This is a genomic window from Cobetia sp. SIMBA_158 (assembly GCF_046566945.1).
GTDB lineage: Bacteria > Pseudomonadota > Gammaproteobacteria > Pseudomonadales > Halomonadaceae > Cobetia > Cobetia amphilecti.
The window spans coordinates 189,760-212,955 of the sequence record NZ_JAWJYL010000006.1 but is presented as its reverse complement, the minus strand read 5'-3'; the positions used below and the strand labels follow the sequence as shown (position 1 = coordinate 212,955).

The window sequence follows — 23,196 nt, the reverse complement described above, 5'->3', positions numbered from 1 at the left end:
ACGCTGGCGCCGCTTAGCCATAGCGACCGGTGATGTAGTCCTCGGCCTTCTTGGTATTCGGGTTGGAGAACATGGTCTTGGTGTCGTTGTACTCCACCAGCTCACCCATGTGGAAGAAGGCGGTGTAATCGGCGACACGTGCCGCCTGCTGCATGTTGTGCGTCACGGTGACGATGGAGAACTGGGTCTTCAGCTTGTCCATCAGGTCTTCGATGGTCGCGGTGGAGATCGGGTCGAGTGCCGAGGTCGGCTCATCCATCAGGATGACGTCCGGCTTGACCGCGATGGCACGCGCGATGCACAGACGCTGCTGCTGACCACCGGACAGCGAGGTGCCCGGCTGGTCGAGAATGTCCTTCACTTCTTCCCACAGACCCGCATCACGCAGCGCGCTCTCGACCAGATCATCCTTGTCGGCGCGACGGCTGACCAGGTCGTGCATGGTCGGCGCGTAGGCGATGTTGTCGTAGATGGACTTGGGGAACGGGTTCGGCTTCTGGAACACCATGCCGACGCGACGACGCAATGCCACTTCATCCATGTTGCGCGCGTTGACGTCACGGCCATCCATCTCGACCAGACCTTCGATGCGCACGCTGCGGATCAGGTCATTCATGCGGTTCAGGCAGCGCAGGAATGTCGACTTGCCACAACCGGACGGGCCGATCAGGGCGGTGACGTTCTTCTGGAAGACATCGATGTTGATGTTCTTCAACGCCTTCTTCTCGCCGTACCACAGGTTGAGGTCTTCCACGCGAATGGCCAGCTCGTGGTTGGCATCTTCGTTGATGACGACCGGGCTACCGGGACGAGTGGCGGCGGCAGGCTTGGCGGGAGTGGCGACGGTGCTGTTCATGTCTCGTATTCCTTGATGAGTCGTGGGCCAGGGCTAAGGGTGGAAGACGGCCGGCCAATCGGCGGGCCGCCTCGCAGCTGCCTACCAGCGACGCTCGAATTTCTTGCGCAGCATCACGGCTGCGGCATTGAGTAGGATCAGCACTGACAGCAGCACCAGGATGCCCGCCGCAGTACGTTCAACATAGGCCTGCTCCGGCTCGCCCGCCCAGGTGAATATCTGGGCCGGCAGCACGGTGGCAGCCTGGGTGATGGCGGTCGGCGCATCCGGAATGAAGGCCACCATGCCGACGATGATCAACGGCGCGGTCTCGCCCATCGCCTGTGCCAGGCCGATGATGGAACCGGTCAGGATCCCCGGCAGTGACAGCGGCAGCACGTGGTCACGCACCACCTGCCAGCGGGAGCAGCCGACGCCGAAGGCGGCCTGACGAATGGTGTCCGGTACGCTGCGCAGTGCCGAGCGCGTGGTGATGATGATCACCGGCAAGGTCATCAGACCCAGCGTCAGACCACCGACCAGCGGGGAGGAACGCGGCATGCCGAAGAAGTTGATGAAGATCGCCAGACCCAGCAGACCGAACAGGATCGACGGCACCGCCGCCAGGTTGTTGATGTTGATCTCGATGGCCTGGGTGAAGCGGTTGTCCGGAGCGAACTCCTCCAGATAGACCGCCGTCAGCACGCCGACCGGGAAGGCGAAGGCCAGCGTGACCAGCAGCGTCAGGATCGTGCCCATCGCGGCCGACCAGATACCGGCGTATTCCGGCAACTTCGAATCACCGGTGGTGAAGAAGTTGATGTTGAACTTGAGCTCGGCCGTGCCGTTCTCGATCATGCGGTCCAGCACGGCGGTCTGCTTGGGCTTCAGGTGTGACTTGTGACCCTTGAGGTACTGGTCGACCTGGTCATCGGCGATCACCCAACGGTCGATCGTCTGCCCCATCAGGCTGGCGTCAGCGGCCATGTCGCGAGGCAGCTGGCGCAGCCAGCCGCGGCTGACCAGGTCACGCACGTCTTCTTCCACCGCTGCCAGCGGGATTTCCTGCGACTGCTCGCTGTAGGTGACCGGCACGTGCAGTTCTGCCTGCTGGAAGGCCGGGTAGCCGCGCATGACCATGTCGCCGATGAAGACCACCAGGAAGGTGGCGGCCAGGGCGAGTGCGCCCATGGACATGAATTTCAGGCGCTTGGTGCGGCGATGACGGCCCTTCAGCTGGGCCGAGATATCGTCGAATGAATGGCTCATGTCTAGTCTCGGCCTCAGAGGTTGTTGGCGCTGTACTTCTCACGGAAGCGGCGGATCAGGACCACCGAGACCATGTTCAGCAGCAGAGTGACAACGAACAGCACCAGACCCAGCGCGAAGGCCGACAGAGTCTCGGCACTCGCGAATTCCTGGTCGCCGGTCAACGCGGCAACGATGCGCACCGTGACGGTGGTCATGTCTTCCAGCGGGTTGGCGGTCAGGTTCGGACGCATGCCCGCCGCCATCACCACGATCATCGTCTCGCCGAGGGCGCGTGACATGGCCAGCAGAGACGCGGAGATGATGCCCGGCAACGCGGCCGGCAGGATGACGTTGCGGATGGTCTCGCCGTGGGTCATGCCCAGCGCCAGAGAGCCCTGACGCATGGTGTCCGGCACGGAAGTGATGACGTCATCGGACAGTGAGGAGATGAACGGAATGATCATGATGCCCATGACCAGACCCGGCGCCAGCGCGTTGTTGTAGGACGCCTCGATGCCCAGCGGCGAGAAGATGTCGACGATCAGCGGCGCGACGGTGATGGCGGCGAAGAAGCCGTAGACCACGGTCGGGATACCGGCGAGCACTTCCAGCACCGGCTTGGCGACGGTACGCACGCTCTCAGGGGCGAACTCCGCCATGTAGACCGCGGCGAGCAGACCGATGGGAATGGCCACCAGCATCGCGATCAGGGTGATCATGAAGGTACCGGCGAACAGCGGTACGGCACCGAAGTTGGCGGTGCTCTCGACGCCTTCACCACGGCCGGCGGCCATCTGGAAGCTGTTGCCCGGATCCCAGGTGGTGCCGGTGATGAAGGTCCAGAAGCTTTCCATCTGGAAGAAGCGGATGGCCTCGAAGATGATCGAGACCAGAATGCCGAACGTCGTGACGATGGAGATCATCGCCGCGCCGATCAACACATAGCGAATGAGGGTCTCGATGGCATTGCGCGCATGGAAATCAGGCTTCACCAGGGCGAGGCCGATGACCAGGCCGACGGCTGCGACGACCAGACTGGCGATCAGCAGCTGCATGCCTTCGATATCGATATCTGCGGTGGCAATCGCAACGACGGCTGCCAGACCGACCAGCAGAGCAGGTCCTGCGCTGGAGATTGCCGTGAACCAGCCGTACTGATCCGGCTGGGCGTACATTTCAGCACCGCTGGCACGCACACGCTGTGCCTTGCTGCGGCCGCTGAAGAAGGCCACCAGGCCAGCCAGCGCCACGATGCCTATGAAGAAGAGAAAGATCTGCTGAGTCTGCATCTTTCGGGTCCCGGAGTCGCGTTGTTCACAGGGGGAAGGCTTCATGCCTTGCGAAACCCTGCGACCAGTCAAGCAAACGGGCCGGCTGCCAAGGGCAACCGGCCGCGTCAGAGGGTCAGCTGCGTTGCTTACTTCTGGAGATCGGCCAGAGTCAGCTTGGTGCGCTCAGCGACCTGCTCGCGAAGCGTGGCGCGCTCTTCCTTCGGCAGCGGGATCAGACCGATGCCCTTCAGGTAGCCCAGCTCACCGATCATCTTCTCGCTCATGAACAGGTCGTTGTAGGCCTGCTGAGCCGGCACGTCATCCTTGTGCTGGTTCTTCACGTAGTAGAACAGGGAGCGGGAGACCGGGTACTCGCCAGAGGAGATGGCATCGGCTTCCGGCTGCACGCCATCGATGGAAGCACCGACGACCTTGTCAGCATTCTCTTCGAGGAAGGAGTAGCCGAAGATACCGAAGGCTTCGGTGTTCTCGACCAGCTTCTGGATGATCAGGTTGTCATTCTCGCCGGCAGCGATGTAGTGACCGTCCTGACGGATGTTGGTGTAACCCTCACCGCCGTAGCCTTCCATCTCTTCGGTGGAGACTTCCATCACCAGCTCTTCGAAGGCGTCACGGGTACCGGAAGTGGAAGGCGGCCCGTAGACGGTGATCTTGCGGTCCGGCAGGGAGGAGTCGATCTCGGACCACTTGGTGTAGGGGTTGTCGACCAGCTTGCCGTCGACCGGCACCTGAGCGGCGACCGCCAGGGTGATCTGCTCACGGGTCAGGTCCATGCTGCCATCGCGGACAGACTGGGCGAAGGCGATACCGTCGAAGCCGATCATGGCTTCGGTGATATCGGTCACGCCGTTCTCTTCACAGCGCTCGAATTCAGACGTCTTCATGCGACGAGAGGCGTTGGTGATGTCCGGAGTGCTGTCACCGACACCTTCACAGAACAGCTTCATGCCGCCGCCGGAACCGGTGGATTCGATGACCGGAGTCGGGAAATCGCTGGTGGCACCCAGCTCTTCAGCGACGTAGCTGGAGAACGGATAGACCGTGGAAGAACCCACGATGCGCAGCTGTTCACGGGCTTCTGCAGCACCAACTGATGCAGCGATGACAGCCACTGCGAGACCGGACTTGAGGAACGCCTTCATGCCTGAAACTCCTTGCGATAGGAATGAGCCAGTGAGGTGGCTTCTTGTCTACAGGGAGTACCTTGCCAAGCATTCATGACAACTGTGTGACAGTCGCCGGCTCAAGCCTTTCTCAGTCGGACGGCGTCTCATGGCGCGCCAGGGCGCGACGCCCTGCCAGCACCCGCAGCAGAATATTGCTGACCAGCGCCGTGCCCAGCATGCCGAGAATCATCGGCCACAGGCTGTCCATCGCCAGACCTGCGATCAACATGCCGATCACGGCGCCACTGGCAAACTGCATGCTGCCGATCAGCGCATTGGCCGTGGCGCTGATGCGCGGGAAATACTCCAGCGCCGAGGAGATCGCGTTGGGCGCCACCATGCCGTTGGCCCCGACGAACACCATCAGCAGCGGCGCGATGACGTAGAGCAGGTCCAGCCCCAGTGCCAGCGCCGATACCAGCAGGATGGCGGCAGACAGCTGGATACCGATGCCGATGCGCAGCAGGCGCGGCGGCGACAGGCGTGACAGCAGGCGCACGTTGAGACGGTTGGCGGTGAACATGAACAGGATGTTGGCGCCGAACAGCACCGGGTACCAGGCCGCCGTCACTCCGAAATGCTGCATATAGACGTAGGGCGACGCGGTGATGAAGGCGAACATGCCACCGAAGCCCATCGCCTGCGTCAGCGCATAGCCCATCGCCGGCCCGTGGCGCAGCACGCTGGCATAGTCACGCGCGACCTGCAGGAGGCTGGCCGGCGGCTCGTCCGCCTCACGCTTGCGCCGGGTCTCGGGCAAGCGCAGCGGCAGCACCACCAGCAGGAAGGCGGCATAGGCGGCCAGGAAGGCGAAGATCAGCCACCAGCCCGCCATGCCCAGCAGCAGACTGCCGATGGCAGGCGCGATCAAGGGCGCCAGCATCATGATCACCGCGACGGTGGACAGCACCTTGGCCGCCTCGCGGCCACTGAAGCAATCGCGCACGATCGCCGAGGAATTGACCACCGAGGCGCCGCCGCCCAGCGCCTGCAGGAAGCGCAGCGCATAGAGCCCCTCGAGACTCTCGACCTGGGTGATGGCCAGACTCGCCAGCAGGAAGACGAAGATGCCTGACAGCAGGACCGGCTTGCGCCCGATACGGTCTGACAGCGGGCCGAAGATCAGCTGCCCCAGCGAGAAGCCGAGCAGGAAGACCGACAGCGACAGCTCCGTATGGTGCACCGTGGTCGCCAGGTCTTCTGCCATGGCCGGCAATGCCGGCAGATAGGCATCGATGGCCAATGGAGCCAGGGCCGTATTGGCCGCTACCAGCAAGGCCAGCTGACGGGTTTGACGCTTGTCCACATCCCCTCCTGCAATCGTTTGTCGATGGTATGTCCACGTGCCGAAAACGCCACGCCCTTGCCGTCAGATGACGACAGTGGGCGCGCCGCCGCACAATTGATACAGTTGACCTACACAGGTGACGAATGTCACATCACGCTGATGAAATCCCCGCGGATCATCCACTTGGGGCGATCGGCCCGAGATGCCTTCACAGCCGGCAGGCGTGGGTGCACACTCGGTGGCAGCGCTCGCTCCGGCGGCCCCTGCCCTTCACCTCTTGCCTTATTCATGAGGGCCACTCACCCCTTCGGGTGGCTCACGCTCAGTACAGGAAACTCTTGCATGGCACAGGACAAGCTCTCCCAACTCAAGGAAATGACCACCGTCGTCGCCGACACCGGTGACCTCGAGGCCATTCGTCGCTTCGCGCCCACTGATGCTACCACCAACCCGTCACTGATCCTGCAGGCCGCTCAGGACCCGTCACGTCGCGAGCGCCTGACCGAAGTCGCGCGCAAGGCCACCGACATCGATGATGCCGTCGATGCCGTGGCCGTGGATATCGGTACCGAGATCGCCGGCCTGGTGCCGGGTTATGTCTCCACCGAGGTCAGCGCCCGTCTGTCCTTCGATGCCGACGAGACCATCCGTCGCGCGCATCGCATCATCGAGCGCTACGCCGCCAATGGCGTCGGTCAGGAACGCATCCTGATCAAGACCGCCTCTACCTGGGAAGGCATTCGCGCCGCCGAGAAGCTCGAGCGCGAAGGCATCCGCACCAACCTGACGCTGCTGTTCAGCTTCGCCCAGGCCCAGGCCTGTGCCGATGCCGGCGTGACGCTGATCTCGCCCTTCGTCGGTCGTATTCTCGACTGGCACAAGGCCAATCAGCCGGACGCCGACTTCAGCGGCGACAACGACCCGGGCGTGAAGTCCGTCAAGGCCATCTACGAGCACTACAAGGGTCACGGCTACAAGACCATCGTGATGGGCGCCAGCTTCCGCAACACCGGCGAGATCGAAGCGCTGGCCGGCTGTGACCGCCTGACCATCTCGCCGGCACTGCTGGGTGAGCTGGCCGAGAGCACCGGCCCGCTGGAACGTCGCCTGCTGGCCGCCGATGCCGAGCAGAACGTGCCGGAAGTGCTGACCGAGTCCAACTTCCGCTGGGACATGAACGAAGACGCCATGGCCACCGAGAAGATGGGCGAAGGTATCCGCAAGTTCATGGCCGATCAGCGCAAGCTCGAGACTTTGCTGGCCGAACTGCGCAGCCACTGAGCCAACGGAGCATAGCGCCGATGATGAGCTCTTGTTAAGCAAGAGCTCATTGAATGGCCAAGGCAACAAAAAGCGCCTGCCGTGTTTCACGGCAGGCGCTTTTTTTGTGCTTTCAGAAACGTGCTGTCTGAATCGTGCTTTCAGCAGCGTGCTGTCAGGCTCAACGTCCCAGCGCGCCTTCAGTGCGGCTGGCGATGCTCCTCGCTTTCCAGCAGCTCGATCAGCGGCTGGAACTCCAGGCGGTTGTGGCCATTCAGGCACATCAACAGCCGGTGAGCCTCGAGAATGCGTCCGCGCAGCTCCTGTTCCTGCTGGGGCGAGGCATCGGCGTCATCCTGAGACTCGTTCAGCGCTGGCGCGTTGCAGCAGGAAGCCCCGTCCAGATCGGCCTGGTCCGCCTCCGGCAGGCTGCCGGCGTCCACGACACTGGCCACCTCGTCGAACCCCATCACCTTGAGCATGGTCAGCACGTCGGGATGGGCAGCCACCACCTGTGCCGGCATCACCAGCCGGTCGCGGACCGCCAGCGCCAGCTTGGCCAGAAAGCCCAGTGCGGTGGAATCGACATTGGTCGCTTCGCGCAGATCGATGATCACGCTTTCCAGTCCCTCAACCGCAGCCACGCGCTGTACCTGCTGATCCAGCGTGGCACACAGCGTCAGGCGTACATCACCGGATAGCTTGAGCACGAACAGGCCGTCTTCGAACACGGCCTGGATACGTCCTTCATCCATCATGGAATCCTGTCAGCGTCATCAAGGTAAGGTCATCCGGCAGCTCGCCATCCAGCGCCAGTCCACGACGCAATCCTTGCACATCCTCACTGCTCAGAATCCGTTGATGCAGTGCTCGAGTCCTGTCCTCCAGCGCCTCGCCCGGCAGGCATTCCAGTACACCATCACTGGCCAGCCACAGACGGAAGCGCTCAGGAAGCGCCACACGATACGCTGGATAGCGGGTGTCTGGGAAGAGCCCCACCGGCCGACCGCTGCCTTCCAGCTCACGCAGTTCGCCGTCAGGCGTGACCAGTACCGGCATCGGCAGCTGGGCGCCCAGAGTGTAATGCAGCGTGCGCGTGTCACGGTCCATCACACCACACATCACCGTGGCATGCTTGCCGATACCACTGTCGATCAGTTCACGGTTGAGCAGTGCCAGCCACTCGGGGCCGAAGGTTTCCGGCGTATGTTCCTCCCAGTGGCGGATCGCCCGTGCGAACAACAGCTTGAGCAGCACGGTCACGAAGGCCGACGAGGCGCCATGCCCGGAGACATCCGCAAAGTAGAACAGGCTGAAGCGTTCGTCGATCGCTTGGTACTCGAGGAAGTCACCCGACAGATACAGCGACGGCGACAGGCAGTACTCATAACTGACGCCATTGATGTGCTGCCCGCTCTGGGGCAGCAGACGCTGCTGGATCTGGCCACCGGCCTGCTGGTCCTGACGCAGCAGCGCCAGATGCGTCTCCAGGTGCTCGTTGAGCTCCTCGAGGCGCGCGCGTGCCTTGGCGTGCTCATGGGCCAGCTGGTGATGCTCCGCCGCCCGCTTGAGCAGACTGCGCAATACCGAGCCATGCTCGCGCGGCGAGATGAGGTAATCGACCAGCCCGGCCTCCACCGCCGGCAACAGGCATTCATCGCCACGGCTCTCGGCCACCACCACCGTCGGCAGGCGCTCGGCCAGACGCGCCCACTCATGACTGGAAACGGCCTCGACATGCGCGACCACCACCGCCACCCCGCTGGGCAGTGTCGCGATGCCATCACAGGCCGCCACCGCACAGCGTTCATCCGTCAACAGGTTCGCCAGCGCATCACGCCGCGAGCCGGGAAGATCAATCAGACCGATCAACAGACGCTTGCCTTGCTCATCCGCCATGCCAACCCCTCATTCCCGTCCTTACTGCCATCCACTCGCAGTCTTGATGCTGCTTGCCCTCGCGACCGGCACCACTGACCCATTCACGGTACCGGTCGCCTGCTGCGGGTGACGCGTTACTGGCTGTCGTCTTCCGGTGCGAAGGCACCGTCGAGATCGGCATCATCGAAGCTGTCGCTGGCGAAGGGATCATCGCCCAGCTTGCCATCGTTGATCTCGAAGTTGCGGCGCTGCAGGTAGGCATCACGAATGAAGCTGTAGCGATCGCCCTGGATCAACTTCTCCTGCTCGAGCAGACCGGCACGGGTATCGACCAGATCCAGCGCCTTCAGACCGTAACGCACCTTGTCGTCTTCGACGTAGTTGACGGGATCAGCGAAGTAATCCACCGGCATGCCCGCGGTATCACGCACGGTACTCGGACCGAACAGCGGCAGCACGAGATACGGCCCCTGCCCTGCACCCCAGACGGCAAGCGTCTGACCGAAGTCTTCCTCGTCCACTGTCCAGCCAAGCTCGCTGGCCGGGTCGAACAGGCCGCCGATGCCGACGGTGGAGTTGAGCAGCAGACGGCCGGTGGAGACACCGGCATTGGCCCACTTCCACTGCAGCACCGAGTTGAACATGGTGCTGACCTCTCCCAGATTGGAGAAAAAGTTGCCCACGCCATCCTGTACCAGCTCCGGCGTCGCATAGTCATAGCCCTGCGCGACCGGCTTGAGGGCATAGCGATCCAGGGTGTCATTGAAGGTATAGACGTTACGGTTGAAGCCCTCCCAGGGGTCCTGAGGGTTCGGCTCGCTGTCTCCGGTGCTGGCGCAGCCCGCCAGCAGGGACATGGCCAGCAGTGCCGGCAGGGAAGTCTTGATCGTGTGCATCTCGTCACCTGTAAGTCTATTGGATTCCTGCAGCGGTCCTTGCCACATCCCTGGCTGTCAGGTCCGGTCTTCTTTATACGTTCCGCGCCCGCCAAGAGCCAGCACAGGCCACGTGGATTCGCGCAATGTCCTGCTTCAACCGCAGCGTTTCAGCAGCACGCTGCCGGCACTGTAGCCTGCCCCGAAAGAACACAATACCCCCAGGCTCCCCGGCGCCAGATCAGCGTGATGGAGGTGGAAGGCGATCACCGAGCCCGCGGAGCTGGTATTGGCGTAGCGATCGAGAATGATCGGCGCTTCCTCGCTCGACGGGTCACGCCCCAGCACGCGCCGCGCGATCATGTCGTTCATGTGGCGGTTGGCCTGGTGCAGCCACATGCGATCAAGATCACCGCCGTCCGCCTCGATCTCGCCCAGATGGGTGGTGATCAGCTCGGCCACCATCGGGCAGACCTCGCGGAAGACACGCCGCCCCTCCTGGATGAACAGCTTGTCATCGGCCTTTACACGATGGCTTGCGCTGTCAAGTGTCATCGCGGATGCCACGTCGTCCTCAAGCACCGCCGTGCGATTGAGGAAGCCGAAATTGTTGCGTATCGCGTTGGAGAAGCGCGTCACCAGACGCGTGCCGAGCACCTCGAAGCCATCGGTGCGCGTGGCGACATCCGCCGCTTCCAGCACCACGGCCGTGCAAGCATCCCCGAAGATGAAGTGGCTGTCACGGTCGCGGAAGTTGAGATGCGCACTGCAGATCTCCGGATTGACCATCAGCACACGCCTGGCGCTGCCGCTGCGAATCGCGTTGGCGGCGGTCTCGATGCCGAAGGTGGCGGAGCTGCACGCCACGTTCATGTCGAAGGCATAGCCACCGGCCTCGAGCGCGGCCTGCAGTTCCACCGCCACCGCCGGATAGGGGCGCTCGAGGTTGGAACAGGCCACGATGACCAGATCCAGGTCCGCGGCGTTGACGCCCGCCGCCGCCAGCGCTTCACGCGCGGCCGCCACGCCCATCTCGCACTGCACCGAGGGCTGGTCATTGGCGCGCGCCGGCAGGCGTGGGCGCATGCGCTCCGGGTCGAGAATGCCCTCGGCATTCAGCACGTAGCGGCTGTGGATACCCGAGGCCTTGACGATGAATTCGGCGCTGGACTCGGTGCGCGCCTCTCGCTCACCACGTGCGATGGCGTCGGCATTGGCGGCATTGTCCGCCGCCACCCAGGCATTGAAGGACGCCACCAATGCCTCGTTGCTGATGGCATTGGGCGGCGTGTAGAGCCCGCTGCCGGTGATCAGTACGCGATGATTGCCGCTGGCGCTCATGGACTGACCGGCGTTGGCGTGTTGCGTATCGGCAGCGTGATCATTGTCATTGTTTGGCATGCATCCACTCCTGACAGTGCTATCCCGCGGGATATCACCAGAATTGAGCGGGGCACGACCCGGCGCCGCGTCGTCATGCCCCATGTTCAGTGTACGCTGTCTCGGCGATTCCAGACGCCCGAGTCAGCATTTGTCGGGCGATCACAGTGAATGCTTAAACAGCAATTCCTGTCTGCAGCTTGGGCCATCCCGCCGCAGCACGCCTCCACGTACCGGTCACGCAAGCCCCTGATGCCACGCACAGCGCCCTGGAATGGCCCCAGACAAGGCAGAGCTTCAGCCAGGACAGAGCTTCACAAGGCAGAGCTTCAGCCAGGACAGAGCCCAGTCTCAGGACATCAGCGGCGCGCCATCAGCTCCTGCCAGCGCTTCTCGAGGCGCTTGGCGGAGACGGTCTCCAGGGTGCCGAGCTGCTGGGCAAACAGCGAGACGCGCAGTTCCTGCAGCCACCAGCCGAACTCTTCCAGCTCCGCATCCGGCAGCCCCTGCTCGCGCGCCTTGCTCAGGCGGGCATCAAGGCGGGATTCGAAGCCCTTGACCTCCTCCATGTCACGCTGGTCGCGCATGCGCTCACGCGGCGCCTTGTCGAGACGGATCAGCATCGCCTCCACATAGCGTGGCAGCTGATGCAGCCATTCACCGGAGGCCTGGATGAAGCCCGGCGTGATCAGGCGTGCCTGCTGGGCCTTGAGGTCAGCCACCACCAGCGCCATCGAGAAGTCGATCTTGCCCTTGAGGCGCTTGGATAGCTCCAGATGCTGCTTGAGCGCGGCTTCCAGCGGCTTGAGCAGCGCCTCGGCGTGCGGCACCAGCTCGGCCCGCTTGTCATCGAGACGCGCCTGCAGTTCGCTGCGCGAACGCGGCAGCGGCTCGACGGCCATCACCTGCTCGAAGACGCTGTAGATGAAGTCATCCGCCAGCTGGCGACGCGTGCCGACCTTGGCGAACAGCAGCGCACAGCGCTCCAGCGCCTTGAGGTCACGGTCCAGATAGCGCACCTGGTCGGGCAGGCGTGCCATCGCCAGGCGCGTGATGCCATCACGGTGCGCGGCGGCGGCCTTGGCCGGATGATCGAACAGCTCCACGCTCAGATTCTGCTCGACCTGAGCCGTCGCGCTGGCAGGCGCATGACTGGACGGCGCGCTGTTCTTGCCGGTCTTGCGCGCCAGCTTGCGCTGCTTGGCGCTCATGCCGCTGTCGGCAGGCGCCGCCGCCTTCACCACCAGCGCCGGGTAGGCCTCGACGCGAATGCCCGCCTGGGTGGTGCTGTGCGAGGTGGCGATCGGTGTCTCCGGCAGATCTTCCAGCACTTCGCTGTCGGCTTCACGGCTGCGGCTGGCCATCGCCCGCGCGGCGGCCGCGGCCGAGTCCTTGAAGCGTGCTTCCAAAGCCTCGAGGTCCCGCCCTTCGCCCAACACCTTGCCGTCCTGATCGACGATGCGCAGGTTCATCTTCAGGTGCGGTTCCAGCGTTTCGGGCCCCCAGGCATCCTGCGGCAGGCGCAGGCCAGTCTTGACGCGCATGAACTCGGCCAGCGCATCGGTCAGCGGCACGTCGTCCGGGGTCAGCGCCTCAAGTGCGGCATCGACCCAGTTGGGAATCGGCACCACCTGCTTGCGGTACTGCTTGGGCAGCGACTTCATCAGCGCGATGGCCTTGTCGCGCAACAGCCCCGGCACCAGCCATTCGATGCGATAGCGCGGCAGCTGCGACAGCATCGCCGCCGGCACGATCATCGTCACGCCATCATCCACCGCGCCGGGCGCGAAGTGATAGCTCAGCGGGTAGGCGACGCTGTTGTGGTGCAGCTGTTCGGGGTAGCGCGCGACGGTGACTTCCTCGGCGTCACGCGCCATCAGGTCGTCGAGATTCAGATGCAGGACATCGGGGTTGTCGCGCTCGGCTTCCTTGCGCCACTTGTCGAAGCTGCGCCCGTTGTAGATGCCTTCCGGAATGCGCTCGGCATAGAAGGAGAACAGCGTCTCTTCGTCGACGAGGATGTCCCGCTTGCGCGCGCGATCCTCAAGCTCACCGACCTCATCCATCAGGCCGCGATTGTGGGCGAAGAACGGCGCACGGGTCTGGAATTCGCCCTCGACCAGCGCACGGCGAATGAACAGCTCGCGAGACTCTTCCGGCGCCAGCGGGCCGTAATGCACCTTGCGCGCGGTGACGATGGGCAGCCCGAACAGGGTCACCTGCTCACTGGCGACCACCTGGGCACGCTTCATCTCCCAGTGCGGCTCGCTGTAGCTGCGCTTGACCAGATGCTCGGCCAGCGGCTCGACCCACTCGGGCTTGATCGCCGCGACCTGACGCGCGTAGAGCTTGGTGGTCTCGACCATCTCGGCCGCCATTACCCATTTGGGCGACTTCTTGGCCACACCGGAACCCGGGTGAACGAAGAAGCGTCGGTTGCGCGCGCCGAGATACTCGCGATTTTCCTGCTTGAGGCCAAGATTGGAGAGCAGCCCGGTCAAAAGCGCGCGATGCAGTGATTCGTGATCGATGGCCACCGACGGGCGGCGACCCTGCCCCGGTGAGGCCAGTACCCGCGCGGTGACCTCGGCCTGGGCCTCGGCGTCGCGCTCATGCTGGGCGCTGGTCATCTCCAGCCCCAGGTCGCGCGTCAGCTGCTTGAGCTGGCGGAAGGTGTCATGCCACTCGCGCAGGCGCAGATAGTTGAGGAAGCGCGCCTTGCACCAGCGGCGCAGCGGGTTGGCGCCCAAGGCATCCCGCGCCAGTTCGAAGCCTTCCCACAGATTCAGCCAGCTGACGAAGTCGGAGTTGTCGTCATCCCACTCGTGGTGGATCTGATCGGCCTGCTGGCGCTTGTCGGCGGGGCGCTCGCGCGGGTCCTGGATCGACAGCGCGCTGACGATGATCAGCACTTCACGCAGGCAGCCGCGCGAGGCGCCTTCAAGCACCATGCGCGCCAGACGCGGGTCGATGGGCAGACGCGCCAGGGTGCGGCCATCACGGCTCAGACGGTTGTGTTCATCCACCGCGCCCAGTTCGCGCAGCAGGCGGAAGCCATCGGTGACGAAGCGCGAATCCGGCGCATCGACGAAGGGAAACTTCTCGATGTCGCCCAGCTTGAGCGACAGCATCGACAGGATCACCGAGGCCAGATTGGTGCGCTGGATTTCCGGCTCGGTGTATTCCGGGCGCGCGAGGAAGTCCTCCTCGCTGTAGAGGCGGATGCACAGGCCTTCGGCGATACGCCCGCAGCGGCCCTTGCGCTGGTTGGCGCTGGCCTGGCTGATCGGCTCCACCGGCAGACGCTGGATCTTGGAGCGATAGCTGTAGCGGCTGATGCGCACCAGGCCCGGGTCGATCACGTAGCGGATGCCCGGCACGGTCAGCGAGGTCTCGGCGACATTGGTGGCCAGCACGATGCGGCGGCCACGATGCGGCTGGAAGACGCGGTTCTGCTCTTCGTTGGAGAGACGCGCGTACAGCGGCAGTACCTCGGTATCGCGCAGCTGGGCGCGACGCAGGGTGTCCGCGGTGGCGCGGATCTCGCGCTCGCCGGGCAGGAAGATCAGCACGTCACGCGGGCCCCGCATCCAGCCCTTGTCGCGCTCGATCACCGACAGCTCTTCCACCGCGCGCAGGATACCCTCCTGCAGGCTGAGGTCTTCCTCATCCTCGGCGTCGCGCACCAGTGGCAGGTACTGGGTCTCGACCGGGAAGTTGCGCCCGCTGACCGAGACGATGGGCGCCGGCGTGCCATCCTGGGCCGCGAAGTGCTGACTGAAGCGCTCCACGTCGATGGTCGCCGAGGTGATGATGATCTTGAGGTCCGGACGGCGCGCGGTGAGACGCTTGAGGTAACCGAGCAGGAAGTCGATGTTCAGACTGCGCTCGTGGGCCTCATCGATGATGATCGCCTCGTAGCGGCTCAGGTCCGGGTCATGCTGGGTTTCCGCCAGGAGGATACCGTCGGTCATCAGCTTGATCAGCGTCGACGGGCCGGTGGTGTCGTTGAAGCGCACCTGATACCCGACCGTCTCGCCGAGTGTCGTCTCGAGCTCCTCGGCCAGACGTGCCGCCACCGAGCGCGCCGCCAGTCGGCGTGGCTGGGTGTGGCCGATCAGGCCATTGCGCCCCAGCCCCATCTCCAGACACAGCTTGGGCAGCTGGGTGGTCTTGCCCGAGCCGGTCTCGCCGGCGACCACCACGATCTGATGCTCGGCAAGCGCGGCGAGGATGTCTTCGCGACGCTCCACCACCGGCAGTTCCGGCGGATAGTTGAGCGCGGCGGGTGTCTGCCAGCGTGCCAGTGCCGTCTCGCGGGCGGCGCGCTGGGCGATGCTCGCCTCCAGGCGGCTCTCGATGTCGTTGATGGCACGATCGACCGGCTTGCCTTCCTTGAGACGCCGCCGCAGGCCAGCCAGGCGCTTGCCCAGCTCGCGCTGATCACGGCTCAGGGCGCGTTCAAGGCGAGCCGCGAGGGCTTCAAGACGCGCATGTTCGGACGGTGCGGTAGCGGTGTCGCTCAAGGACTGCCTCTTCTCAACCAGCGACCACACGCCACGCGCGCAGCCGGAAACTCTCGGGAATTCAGCCTCACGCTCGCCTGCACGGGGCAGCAAGCCATGATGCCTGAATGACAAAACGGCCCGTCAACAAGTGACGGGCCGTCCATTGTAGCCCTGCGCGTAGCCGCGCCCAACCTTGGCGGTGCTAGTCCCCTGCCATGCCGCCGGCTCAGCGCTGCCCTCAGTACTGTCCTCAGTGCTCGCGTAGCGGCGTATTGCCACAGCTCTCTTCGCTGTCGCGCAGCTCACGGCGCAGCACCTTGCCGACGTTGGTCTTGGGCAGTTCATCGCGGAATTCGACGAAGCGCGGCACCTTGTAGCCGGTCAGCTGCTCCTTGCACCAGCTGCGCAGGCTGTCGCGATCCAGATCCGGATTGCTTGAGACCACGAACAGCTTGATCGCCTCGCCGCTCTGCTCGTCCGGCACGCCCACTGCCGCCGCCTCGACGATATCCGGATGGCCGCTGACCACGTCCTCGATCTCGTTGGGGAACACATTGAAGCCGGAGACGATGATCATGTCCTTCTTGCGATCGACGATGCGCACGAAGTCATCTTGCTGGATGACCGCGATATCGCCGGTGCGGATGAAGCCCTCGTCATCCATTGCCTCACGCGTGGCATCGTCACGCTGCCAGTAACCCTTCATCACCTGGGGGCCGCGCACGCACAGCTCGCCCGGCGCATCGCGCCCCAGCGTCACGCCATCGGCGTCCACCACCTTGAGCTCGGTGCCCGGCACCGGCTTGCCGATGGTGCCCAGCTGCAGCTCGCGCGGCGGATTGAAGCTGACGATGGGCGAGGTCTCGGTCATGCCGTAGCCCTCGGCGATCGGGCAGCCGGTGACGGTTTCCCAGCGCTCGGCCGCGCTGCGCGTCAGCGCCATGCCGCCCGAGATGGTCAGCTTGAGACTCGAGAAGTCCAGCGCCTTGAAGTCATCACGCTGACATAGCGCCGAGAACAGCGTGTTGAGGCCGACGAAGGCGGTGAACGGCGTCCTGGCCAGTGTCTTGATGAAGCCATCGATATCGCGCGGATTGGTGATCAGCACGCTGTGGTTGCCGCTCTCCATGCTGTAGAGGCAATTCACCGTGAAGGTATAGATGTGATAGACCGGCAGCGGCGCGATCAGCACCTCCTGGCCTTCATTGAGCACATCACTGATCACGCCGCGCGCCTGCAGCATGTTGGCGACCAGATTGCGGTGGGTCAGCATGGTGCCCTTGGCGACGCCGGTGGTGCCGCCGGTGTACTGCAGCGCGGCGATGTCCTCGGGCTGGCGCGTGACACGCGTGTGCGAGAGCCCCGCCCCGCGCTTGAGCACGTCACGCAGGCCGTGTGCGTCGGGCAGGTGGTACTTCGGCACCATCTTCTTGACGTAGCGCACCGCCAGATTGATCAGCGGACGCTTGGGGAAGTCATGCAGGTCACCGATCTCGGTGATGATGACCTCCTCGATGGACGTGCGCTTGAGCACCTTCTCGAGCTTGTCCGCCATGTTGGCCAGAATCACGATGGCGCGAGCGCCGGAGTCATGGAACTGGTGCTGCATCTCGCGCTCGGTATAGAGCGGGTTGGTGTTGACCACCACCAGACCGGCGCGCAACGCGCCGAATACCGCCACCGGGAACTGCAGCAGGTTCGGCAGCTGAATGGCGATGCGATCACCGGGCTCAAGGCCGGTCTCGTGTTCCAGCCAGGCGGCGAAATTGCGCGACAGGCGGTCCACATCGGCGTAGCTGAGCGTCTTGTCCATGCAGCTGAAGGCCGGACGCTCGGCATAGTTGGCGCAGCTGGCCTCGAAGACCTCGAGAATCGAGGGGTAATCCTCGAGACCGGACAACGGCTCGCCACTGACGATCAGGTTGGCGTCCCCGGTCACGGGGCCAGCGTGATCAGACGCCTTGTCGGCTTCCGGGTCTGCCGAGGCGTTGGCAGGATTGGCATCATGCATGGCTTGGGCTCCATGACTGCATTCGTCTGCTGGATCGTGGCCGGGCGCGGAGTCTTTCACTGGCAGCCACAGGCGAGAATTCAGCACTTGTTGTTATCAGGGCGTCACGCCCACATGTGAACAATGACATGAATGACGGCGTGATGGGGAAAAGGACGGCGCGACAACGCGCGCGCAGGTACCGGCAATACACCGACGACACCCCGGCAAGAACCTCCAGGGTCGCCGCGCTTCACCTTAACCAGTCACGCCAATGATGTAAAACGACCGATTGAAACTATCGTTCACATCCAAAAAAGTGTCGTTAAATCAAACCACTACTCTTGTACGACCTTGGTCAGAGACTAGCCGCGACTGCCAACCTTGCCATGTCGTTATGCGCTTCAGGCCTTTGAGTCGCGCTCGGCTAGCCCTTAACCTTATGCTCATACAGTCGCGACAGGCGCTGCTGAGCATCATCACTTCACTCAAGCAGCGGGCCTGCTCGCTGTCTAGCCGCCAGATACCCAGAGGACCTCGCATGGCCAAGATCTATCAGGACAACTCACAAGCCATCGGCAATACGCCGCTGGTCAAGATCAACCGCCTCAGCAGCCATCCACGCCTGTACGCCAAGGTGGAAGCCCGCAACCCGGCGTTCTCGGTCAAGTGCCGTATCGGTGCCAGCATGGTGTGGGACGCCGAGGAACGCGGCGTGCTCAAGCCGGGCATGGAAATCATCGAGCCGACCTCCGGCAATACCGGTATCGCGCTGGCCTTCGTCGGCGCGGCGCGTGGCTACCCCGTCACCCTGACCATGCCCTCCTCCATGAGCATGGAACGCCGCAAGGTGCTGAAATCCCTCGGCGCCAACCTGGTGCTGACCGACCCGGCCAAGGGCATGCAGGGCGCCATCGACAAGGCCTGCGAGCTGCAGAAGGCCGAGCCGGAACGCTACTTCCTGCCGCAGCAGTTCTCCAACCCGGCCAACCCGCGCATCCACGAAGAGACCACCGGCCCGGAGCTGTGGGACGCGCTGGATGGCGAGATGGACGTGCTGGTGGCGGGCGTCGGGACCGGCGGCACCATCAGCGGCATCGCCCGCTACTTCAAGACGGTGCGCGGCCAGTCACTCGAAGCCGTGGCGGTGGAGCCGGCGGAATCCGCCATCATCACCCAGCGCATGCAGGGCGAGTCGATCACGCCGGCCCCGCACAAGATCCAGGGCATCGGTGCCAACTTCATTCCCGACAACCTGGACCTGGCGCTGATCGACCGCGTCGAGCCGGTCGCCAGTGAAGACGCCATGGCCATGGCGCGTCGCATCATGCAGGAAGAAGGCATCATGTGCGGCATCTCCTGCGGTGCGGCGATGACCGCGGCGCTGCGTCTGGCAGAAGATCCGGCCTACGCCGACAAGTCCATCGTCGTCATCCTGCCGGACAGCGGCGAGCGCTACCTGTCCTCGCCGATGTTCGCCGGCATGTTCGACGACGTCGAAGGCTGAGCCTCACGCATTGACCAGGCAAAAGCCGCAAACACGAAGGGCCGCGATTGCGGCCCTTCGTGTGTCTGGCGTTCACGCTCTTTCTCGGTCGCTCAGCGTCAGCGACTCAGATCACCAAACGTCAGCAGCTCAAGTCAGAAGCCAGCCAATCCGGCTTGCGGCGCGCGGTGGCGGTGCGATCGACCGCCCCGCTCTCGGCCTGCTCCTGCCCTGACTCTTCCTGGCTCAGCGGCAACTCGCCACCAAGACTGGCGACCAGCTCGCCTTCGCGGAACACCACCAGCTGCCCCGGCAGCAGGCGCTGCCATTGCTCATTGTCGGTCAGCGGATCGGTGGCGATCACCGAGACCACATCGGCATCGGTGGTGTGCTGCTGGAAGTCGACGCTCATCTCGAAGTCGGTGAGGCTCGCCTGCCCGAAGGGCGCACGGCGCGTGATGTGCGCCAGCTTGGTGGAGCAGTAGGCGTAGAGATGCACGCCGTCGGAGAGCAGCAGATTGAAGACGCCAAACCCGCGCAGACGCTCGCACTGGGCGTGCAGATGTCGCCACAGGTCTTCGCACCGCGCCGGCGGATTCGGGAAGGCGCGCCGGATCTCGCCGAGCAGGAAGCAGGCAGCGTGCTCGCTGTCCGTGCTGCCCACCGGGCGATAGTACGGCAGGGGCAGTGCCTGCCAGTCCGCCAGCTGACCGTTGTGGGCATAGCACCACTGCCGGCCCCACAGCTCGCGCGTGAACGGGTGGGTATTGGCCAGTGTCACCTGGCCGACATTGGCCTGGCGGATATGGCTGATGACCATCTGCGACTTGATCGGATAGTCGAGAATCATGCGCGCGATGGGCGAATCCACCGAAGGATGCGGGTCACGGAATTCGCGATAACCGCCCTCTTCATAGAAGGCGATTCCCCAACCATCGCGGTGCGGACCAGTACCCCCGCCTCGCTGCAGAAAACCGGCGAAGCTGAAGCAGATATCGGTCGGCACATTGGCACTCATGCCGAGCAGTTCACACATGGGGTTCCTCCCGCTGAGTCGGCTTGCGCGTCATGCGACGCACCAACATGATCACTACCAGCAGGCCGATCACACCGGCCACGGCGTAAGCGATCATGCGGCTTTGCGGTGATTCTGCCTCACGCTGGGCAAAGTCCGAAGCTCCTTCGAACCACTGACTGATCAACGCAGGCACCTTGTCGATGGGCAGGCGGCCCTTCATCAGCAGATCATTGAGGTCTTCCTTCTCCTCTACCGCCTGATCCAGGCCCTGAATCTCACCGAAGGACTCACCCTCGATGGGCGAGCGATCCAGATTGGCGGCACGCCGCGCCGCATTCGCGTTGAGGGTATAGGGCGCCAGGTCAATCACCCGCGAACTCCCGCCCAGCGCGATGCGCGCGCTGATCTGCACATCGGCACTGACGTCACGCTCCAGCGGCGGCAGTTCGATACGCCAGCGACTCTCGCCCGCTTCCGCCACGCTCAACGGCTCGCCCTGCAGCGTCGCGTCCAGCTGGGTGTTGGCGGTGTTGAGCAGCGGATGACGCGCGCTGACCTCCAGCGCGCTCGGCGGCGTCGCATTCTGCGCATTGCCACCGATCGGCTCAATCAGCAGCGGGTCGACCACACTGGTGCGCTGGCTCAACTGACGTGCAAAGGGCGCGCCATCGCGCTGGCCCTCGATGGTCAGCGTGAGGCGAGCGCCACCCGGTTGCTGCGGCGGCGGCATGTTGACGCTGAACTGCGCGCGGTCACGCTCAAGACCGCGCTGCTGGGCGCTGGTCACGGCTGCCGTTTCTGCTGACATGTCACCCTCGTCTTCCGGCACCAGACGCGCATTGCCGTCCAGCGTCGCCAGGAAGTCCTGCTCGACGACATCACGTGCGCCGTCGACCAGCGAGGCTGAGAGGGAATAGCCAAAGCCGCGATACAGCGTGGCCGGCAGCGGGCGCGATACCAGCGCCAGGTCTGATACCACGGTGATGCGGCTATCGACGCCCACCTGCCCTTCGATACGCCACTGCCCGGCCGCGGGGTCGGTCACGGTGATCAGGTCATAGCGCGGCTGATGTTCCCAGCGCACGCCCTCGGGCAATGACGCCTTGTCGGCCAGCGAATAGCGCTGACCATCCGGCGCGATCAATACCGGCGCGCTGTCATCGGGGCCGTGGAAGACCAGCGCCGTGAATTCCTCGACGCTGCCATCGATGGTGAAACGCTTGTCCTCGAGCGGCACCAGCTCGCCGGGCACGATACGGTCGAGCGCCCCGAGGAAGGCACGCAGCAGGTCTTCCGGGGTCTCGGCGACCGTCGCCAGCCCGCCGGTGCCATCGGCGACCTGCTGTAGCAGATCGATATCGGCATTGCGCGACAGCGCGACGGTATGCACCGTGATGTTGTGCGCCGCCAGCTGTGGCGTCAGCTCATCGGTGATGCGCTGACGCGAGGCGCTGTCCGAGGCGGCCTTCTCGCTGCTCGGTTCACGCAGGTCGACCATGCCATCGGAGAGCAGAATGACCTGACGCGGCCCCTGGCCATCGATGCTCGCATCGGCGCCTTCGGCGGCGGCACGCAGGCCCGCCTCGAGGTCGGTGTACTGCTCGTAATCGTCCAGCCGCCCTTCCAGCCCGCGGGCGGCCTGCTTCCAGCCCGCATCGACCGCGCCCAGCGCCAGCAGGGGCTGCACCTGCTCACCGAAGCCCCACAGTCCCGCACGCGAGCGCTCCGGCAGCAAGGTGACCAGCAGGTCCAGCGCACTGGCGCGCAGATTGGTCGGGTCGTTGTGCTTCATGCTGCCGGAGACATCGATCGCCATGCGCAGGTCAGGCGCAATGTCGCGCGCCGAGCCACTGCTTGCATTCACGTCACTCGCGACATCGCGGGCCACGAACGGCATCTGCTCAGCCTGTTCGCTGGCCGACTCATCTACCGACTCACTCACCGACTCACTCATCGGCTCGCTGGCCGAGGCGTTGTCCGCTGACGATGCCTGCTCGGCGAAGGCCGAGGGCGACGCGAGGCTGATGCCCGCCAGCATCAGGGCCGCCAGCCAGCGCGCCCCCGCACCCTTCGCTAGAGGGCCGGATGAAGAGCCGGACGCAAGCCCTGGAGAACGGACTGGCTCAAGAGACGAAGTGACAGCTACATCACGGGGCATGACAGATCCTTAGTCCACGCTCGGACAATGCACGGCTGGCGCTGATCGAACGACGCTCGATCAGAGCGACGGTTCCTGACGGTCACGGCCTGCGCGGGTACGCTCCGACGCACGAGCCGGGGTGCCACGTTTCTCGCTACGCAAGCTGGCGCCAGCGGCGTGGCCCTCGCGCACTTCCTCATCTTCCTGCTCGTGGGCATGAGGCTGGCGGTGCTGCTGGGCGGCGCGGCGACGCTGTTCACGCCCGCGTCCCAGCCACCAGATCACCAGGCCCAGCACCACGCCGGCCCCGATGCCCAGTACCAGCATGCCGAAGGCCGAGGCCATGCCACCACCATCCTTCTGCACCACGCTGACGGCAAAGGCCACGATGGCCGGCGCAAGGCCGGTGTAGGCATCTTCCGCGACGCTGGCCGTGACGTGAAAACTGGTCGGCACGGCGATCATGCCGGCGATACCGCCGACGAGGATCCAGCGCAGGAAACGCGGCAGTATTCGCACCGCCATATAGCCGGTAAACAGCACTACCGCTGCCAGGCCAAAATAGATCAGCCACATCTGCGGCAGCGAATCGGAAATCATCATGCCCTTCACTCCTGTCATAACATCCTGTCGAGACTGACATTCTGAGGGGTGCCTGTCCTGTGCAGAAGCAGCCGGCACCTCAGTTCAGCCATCGAGTCATCCCATCATCGGGGCCACACGTTGCGTGGCACCAGAGGCTGCGCATTCATCTCTCACGGCGGCGATGCCTCCCATGAGGCAAGGGCTTGCGCACGCTGTGGGACAGGCTCAATGTTACACTCCA

The 23,196-nt window shown here is 64.2% G+C and carries 17 protein-coding genes; 2 read left to right on the top strand and 15 right to left on the bottom strand.

Translation table 11 applies throughout. The features are described 5' to 3' along the window. Positions 1–13: 13 nt before the first annotated feature. The 6 genes from pstB to R2R70_RS11620 form a co-directional block, all read right to left on the bottom strand. A complete protein-coding gene (gene pstB / locus R2R70_RS11645) occupies positions 14–856 on the bottom strand; it encodes a phosphate ABC transporter ATP-binding protein PstB (protein ID WP_084589459.1) in 843 nt (280 codons plus the stop codon). Between the two features lie 81 nt (positions 857–937). After that, the gene (pstA, locus tag R2R70_RS11640; RefSeq protein WP_043333976.1) at positions 938–2,104 is read right to left on the bottom strand and encodes a phosphate ABC transporter permease PstA; all 1,167 of its coding nucleotides are present in this window, start codon (positions 2,102–2,104) and stop codon (positions 938–940) included. Between the two features lie 14 nt (positions 2,105–2,118). Next, entirely contained in the window at positions 2,119–3,375 is a 1,257-nt protein-coding gene (gene pstC / locus R2R70_RS11635) for a phosphate ABC transporter permease subunit PstC (RefSeq protein ID WP_043333977.1), read from the bottom strand. Positions 3,376–3,503: 128 nt separating this feature from the next. After that, on the bottom strand, positions 3,504–4,520 hold the full coding sequence (locus R2R70_RS11630) for a substrate-binding domain-containing protein (RefSeq protein ID WP_107335494.1): 1,017 nt from the start codon (positions 4,518–4,520) through the stop codon (positions 3,504–3,506). Positions 4,521–4,632: 112 nt separating this feature from the next. Continuing rightward, on the bottom strand, positions 4,633–5,850 hold the full coding sequence (locus tag R2R70_RS11625; protein WP_054555389.1) for a Bcr/CflA family multidrug efflux MFS transporter: 1,218 nt from the start codon (positions 5,848–5,850) through the stop codon (positions 4,633–4,635). 128 nt (positions 5,851–5,978) lie between these two features. Further along, positions 5,979–6,122 carry a hypothetical protein gene (locus R2R70_RS11620; protein ID WP_410978054.1) on the bottom strand — a complete coding sequence of 48 codons (144 nt, stop codon included), beginning with the start codon at positions 6,120–6,122 and terminating at the stop codon, positions 5,979–5,981. A gap of 52 nt (positions 6,123–6,174) precedes the next feature. Between R2R70_RS11620 and tal the strand changes: the two genes are divergently transcribed. Next, on the top strand, positions 6,175–7,113 hold the full coding sequence (gene tal / locus R2R70_RS11615) for a transaldolase (RefSeq protein WP_043333980.1): 939 nt from the start codon (positions 6,175–6,177) through the stop codon (positions 7,111–7,113). A gap of 179 nt (positions 7,114–7,292) precedes the next feature. Here tal and R2R70_RS11610 read toward each other — a convergent pair whose 3' ends face one another. From R2R70_RS11610 to R2R70_RS11585, 6 genes are all read right to left on the bottom strand, one after another. Next, entirely contained in the window at positions 7,293–7,847 is a 555-nt protein-coding gene (locus R2R70_RS11610; RefSeq protein WP_043333981.1) for an STAS domain-containing protein, read from the bottom strand. Further along, positions 7,840–8,991 carry a PP2C family protein-serine/threonine phosphatase gene (locus R2R70_RS11605; protein WP_043333982.1) on the bottom strand — a complete coding sequence of 384 codons (1,152 nt, stop codon included), beginning with the start codon at positions 8,989–8,991 and terminating at the stop codon, positions 7,840–7,842. The genes R2R70_RS11610 and R2R70_RS11605 overlap by 8 nt, the downstream gene beginning before the upstream one ends. Before the next feature lie 116 nt (positions 8,992–9,107). Next, positions 9,108–9,869, bottom strand: a complete 762-nt coding sequence (locus R2R70_RS11600; protein WP_410978053.1) for a VacJ family lipoprotein — start codon at positions 9,867–9,869, stop codon at positions 9,108–9,110. 135 nt (positions 9,870–10,004) lie between these two features. Continuing rightward, positions 10,005–11,189, bottom strand: a complete 1,185-nt coding sequence (locus tag R2R70_RS11595; protein ID WP_410978066.1) for a beta-ketoacyl-ACP synthase III — start codon at positions 11,187–11,189, stop codon at positions 10,005–10,007. 398 nt (positions 11,190–11,587) lie between these two features. After that, positions 11,588–15,754 (bottom strand): ATP-dependent RNA helicase HrpA, encoded by a 4,167-nt coding sequence (gene hrpA / locus R2R70_RS11590; protein ID WP_410978052.1) that lies wholly within the window; start codon positions 15,752–15,754, stop codon positions 11,588–11,590. A 232-nt stretch (positions 15,755–15,986) separates the two neighbouring features. Then, positions 15,987–17,747, bottom strand: a complete 1,761-nt coding sequence (locus tag R2R70_RS11585; RefSeq protein WP_410978051.1) for an AMP-binding protein — start codon at positions 17,745–17,747, stop codon at positions 15,987–15,989. Positions 17,748–18,267: 520 nt separating this feature from the next. Here R2R70_RS11585 and cysK point away from each other — a divergent pair. Continuing rightward, the gene (gene cysK / locus R2R70_RS11580) at positions 18,268–19,233 is read left to right on the top strand and encodes a cysteine synthase A (protein ID WP_043333985.1); all 966 of its coding nucleotides are present in this window, start codon (positions 18,268–18,270) and stop codon (positions 19,231–19,233) included. Between the two features lie 121 nt (positions 19,234–19,354). Here cysK and R2R70_RS11575 read toward each other — a convergent pair whose 3' ends face one another. The 3 genes from R2R70_RS11575 to R2R70_RS11565 are packed head-to-tail and all read right to left on the bottom strand — an operon-like array spanning position 19,355 to position 22,973. Continuing rightward, the gene (locus R2R70_RS11575; protein ID WP_410978050.1) at positions 19,355–20,248 is read right to left on the bottom strand and encodes a class II glutamine amidotransferase; all 894 of its coding nucleotides are present in this window, start codon (positions 20,246–20,248) and stop codon (positions 19,355–19,357) included. Further along, positions 20,241–22,388: a VWA domain-containing protein gene (locus tag R2R70_RS11570; protein WP_410978049.1), complete on the bottom strand. Its 2,148-nt coding sequence runs from the start codon at positions 22,386–22,388 to the stop codon at positions 20,241–20,243. Before R2R70_RS11570 ends, R2R70_RS11575 begins: the two co-directional genes overlap by 8 nt. Before the next feature lie 60 nt (positions 22,389–22,448). Next, the gene (locus R2R70_RS11565) at positions 22,449–22,973 is read right to left on the bottom strand and encodes a hypothetical protein (RefSeq protein WP_410978048.1); all 525 of its coding nucleotides are present in this window, start codon (positions 22,971–22,973) and stop codon (positions 22,449–22,451) included. Positions 22,974–23,196: the final 223 nt, after the last annotated feature.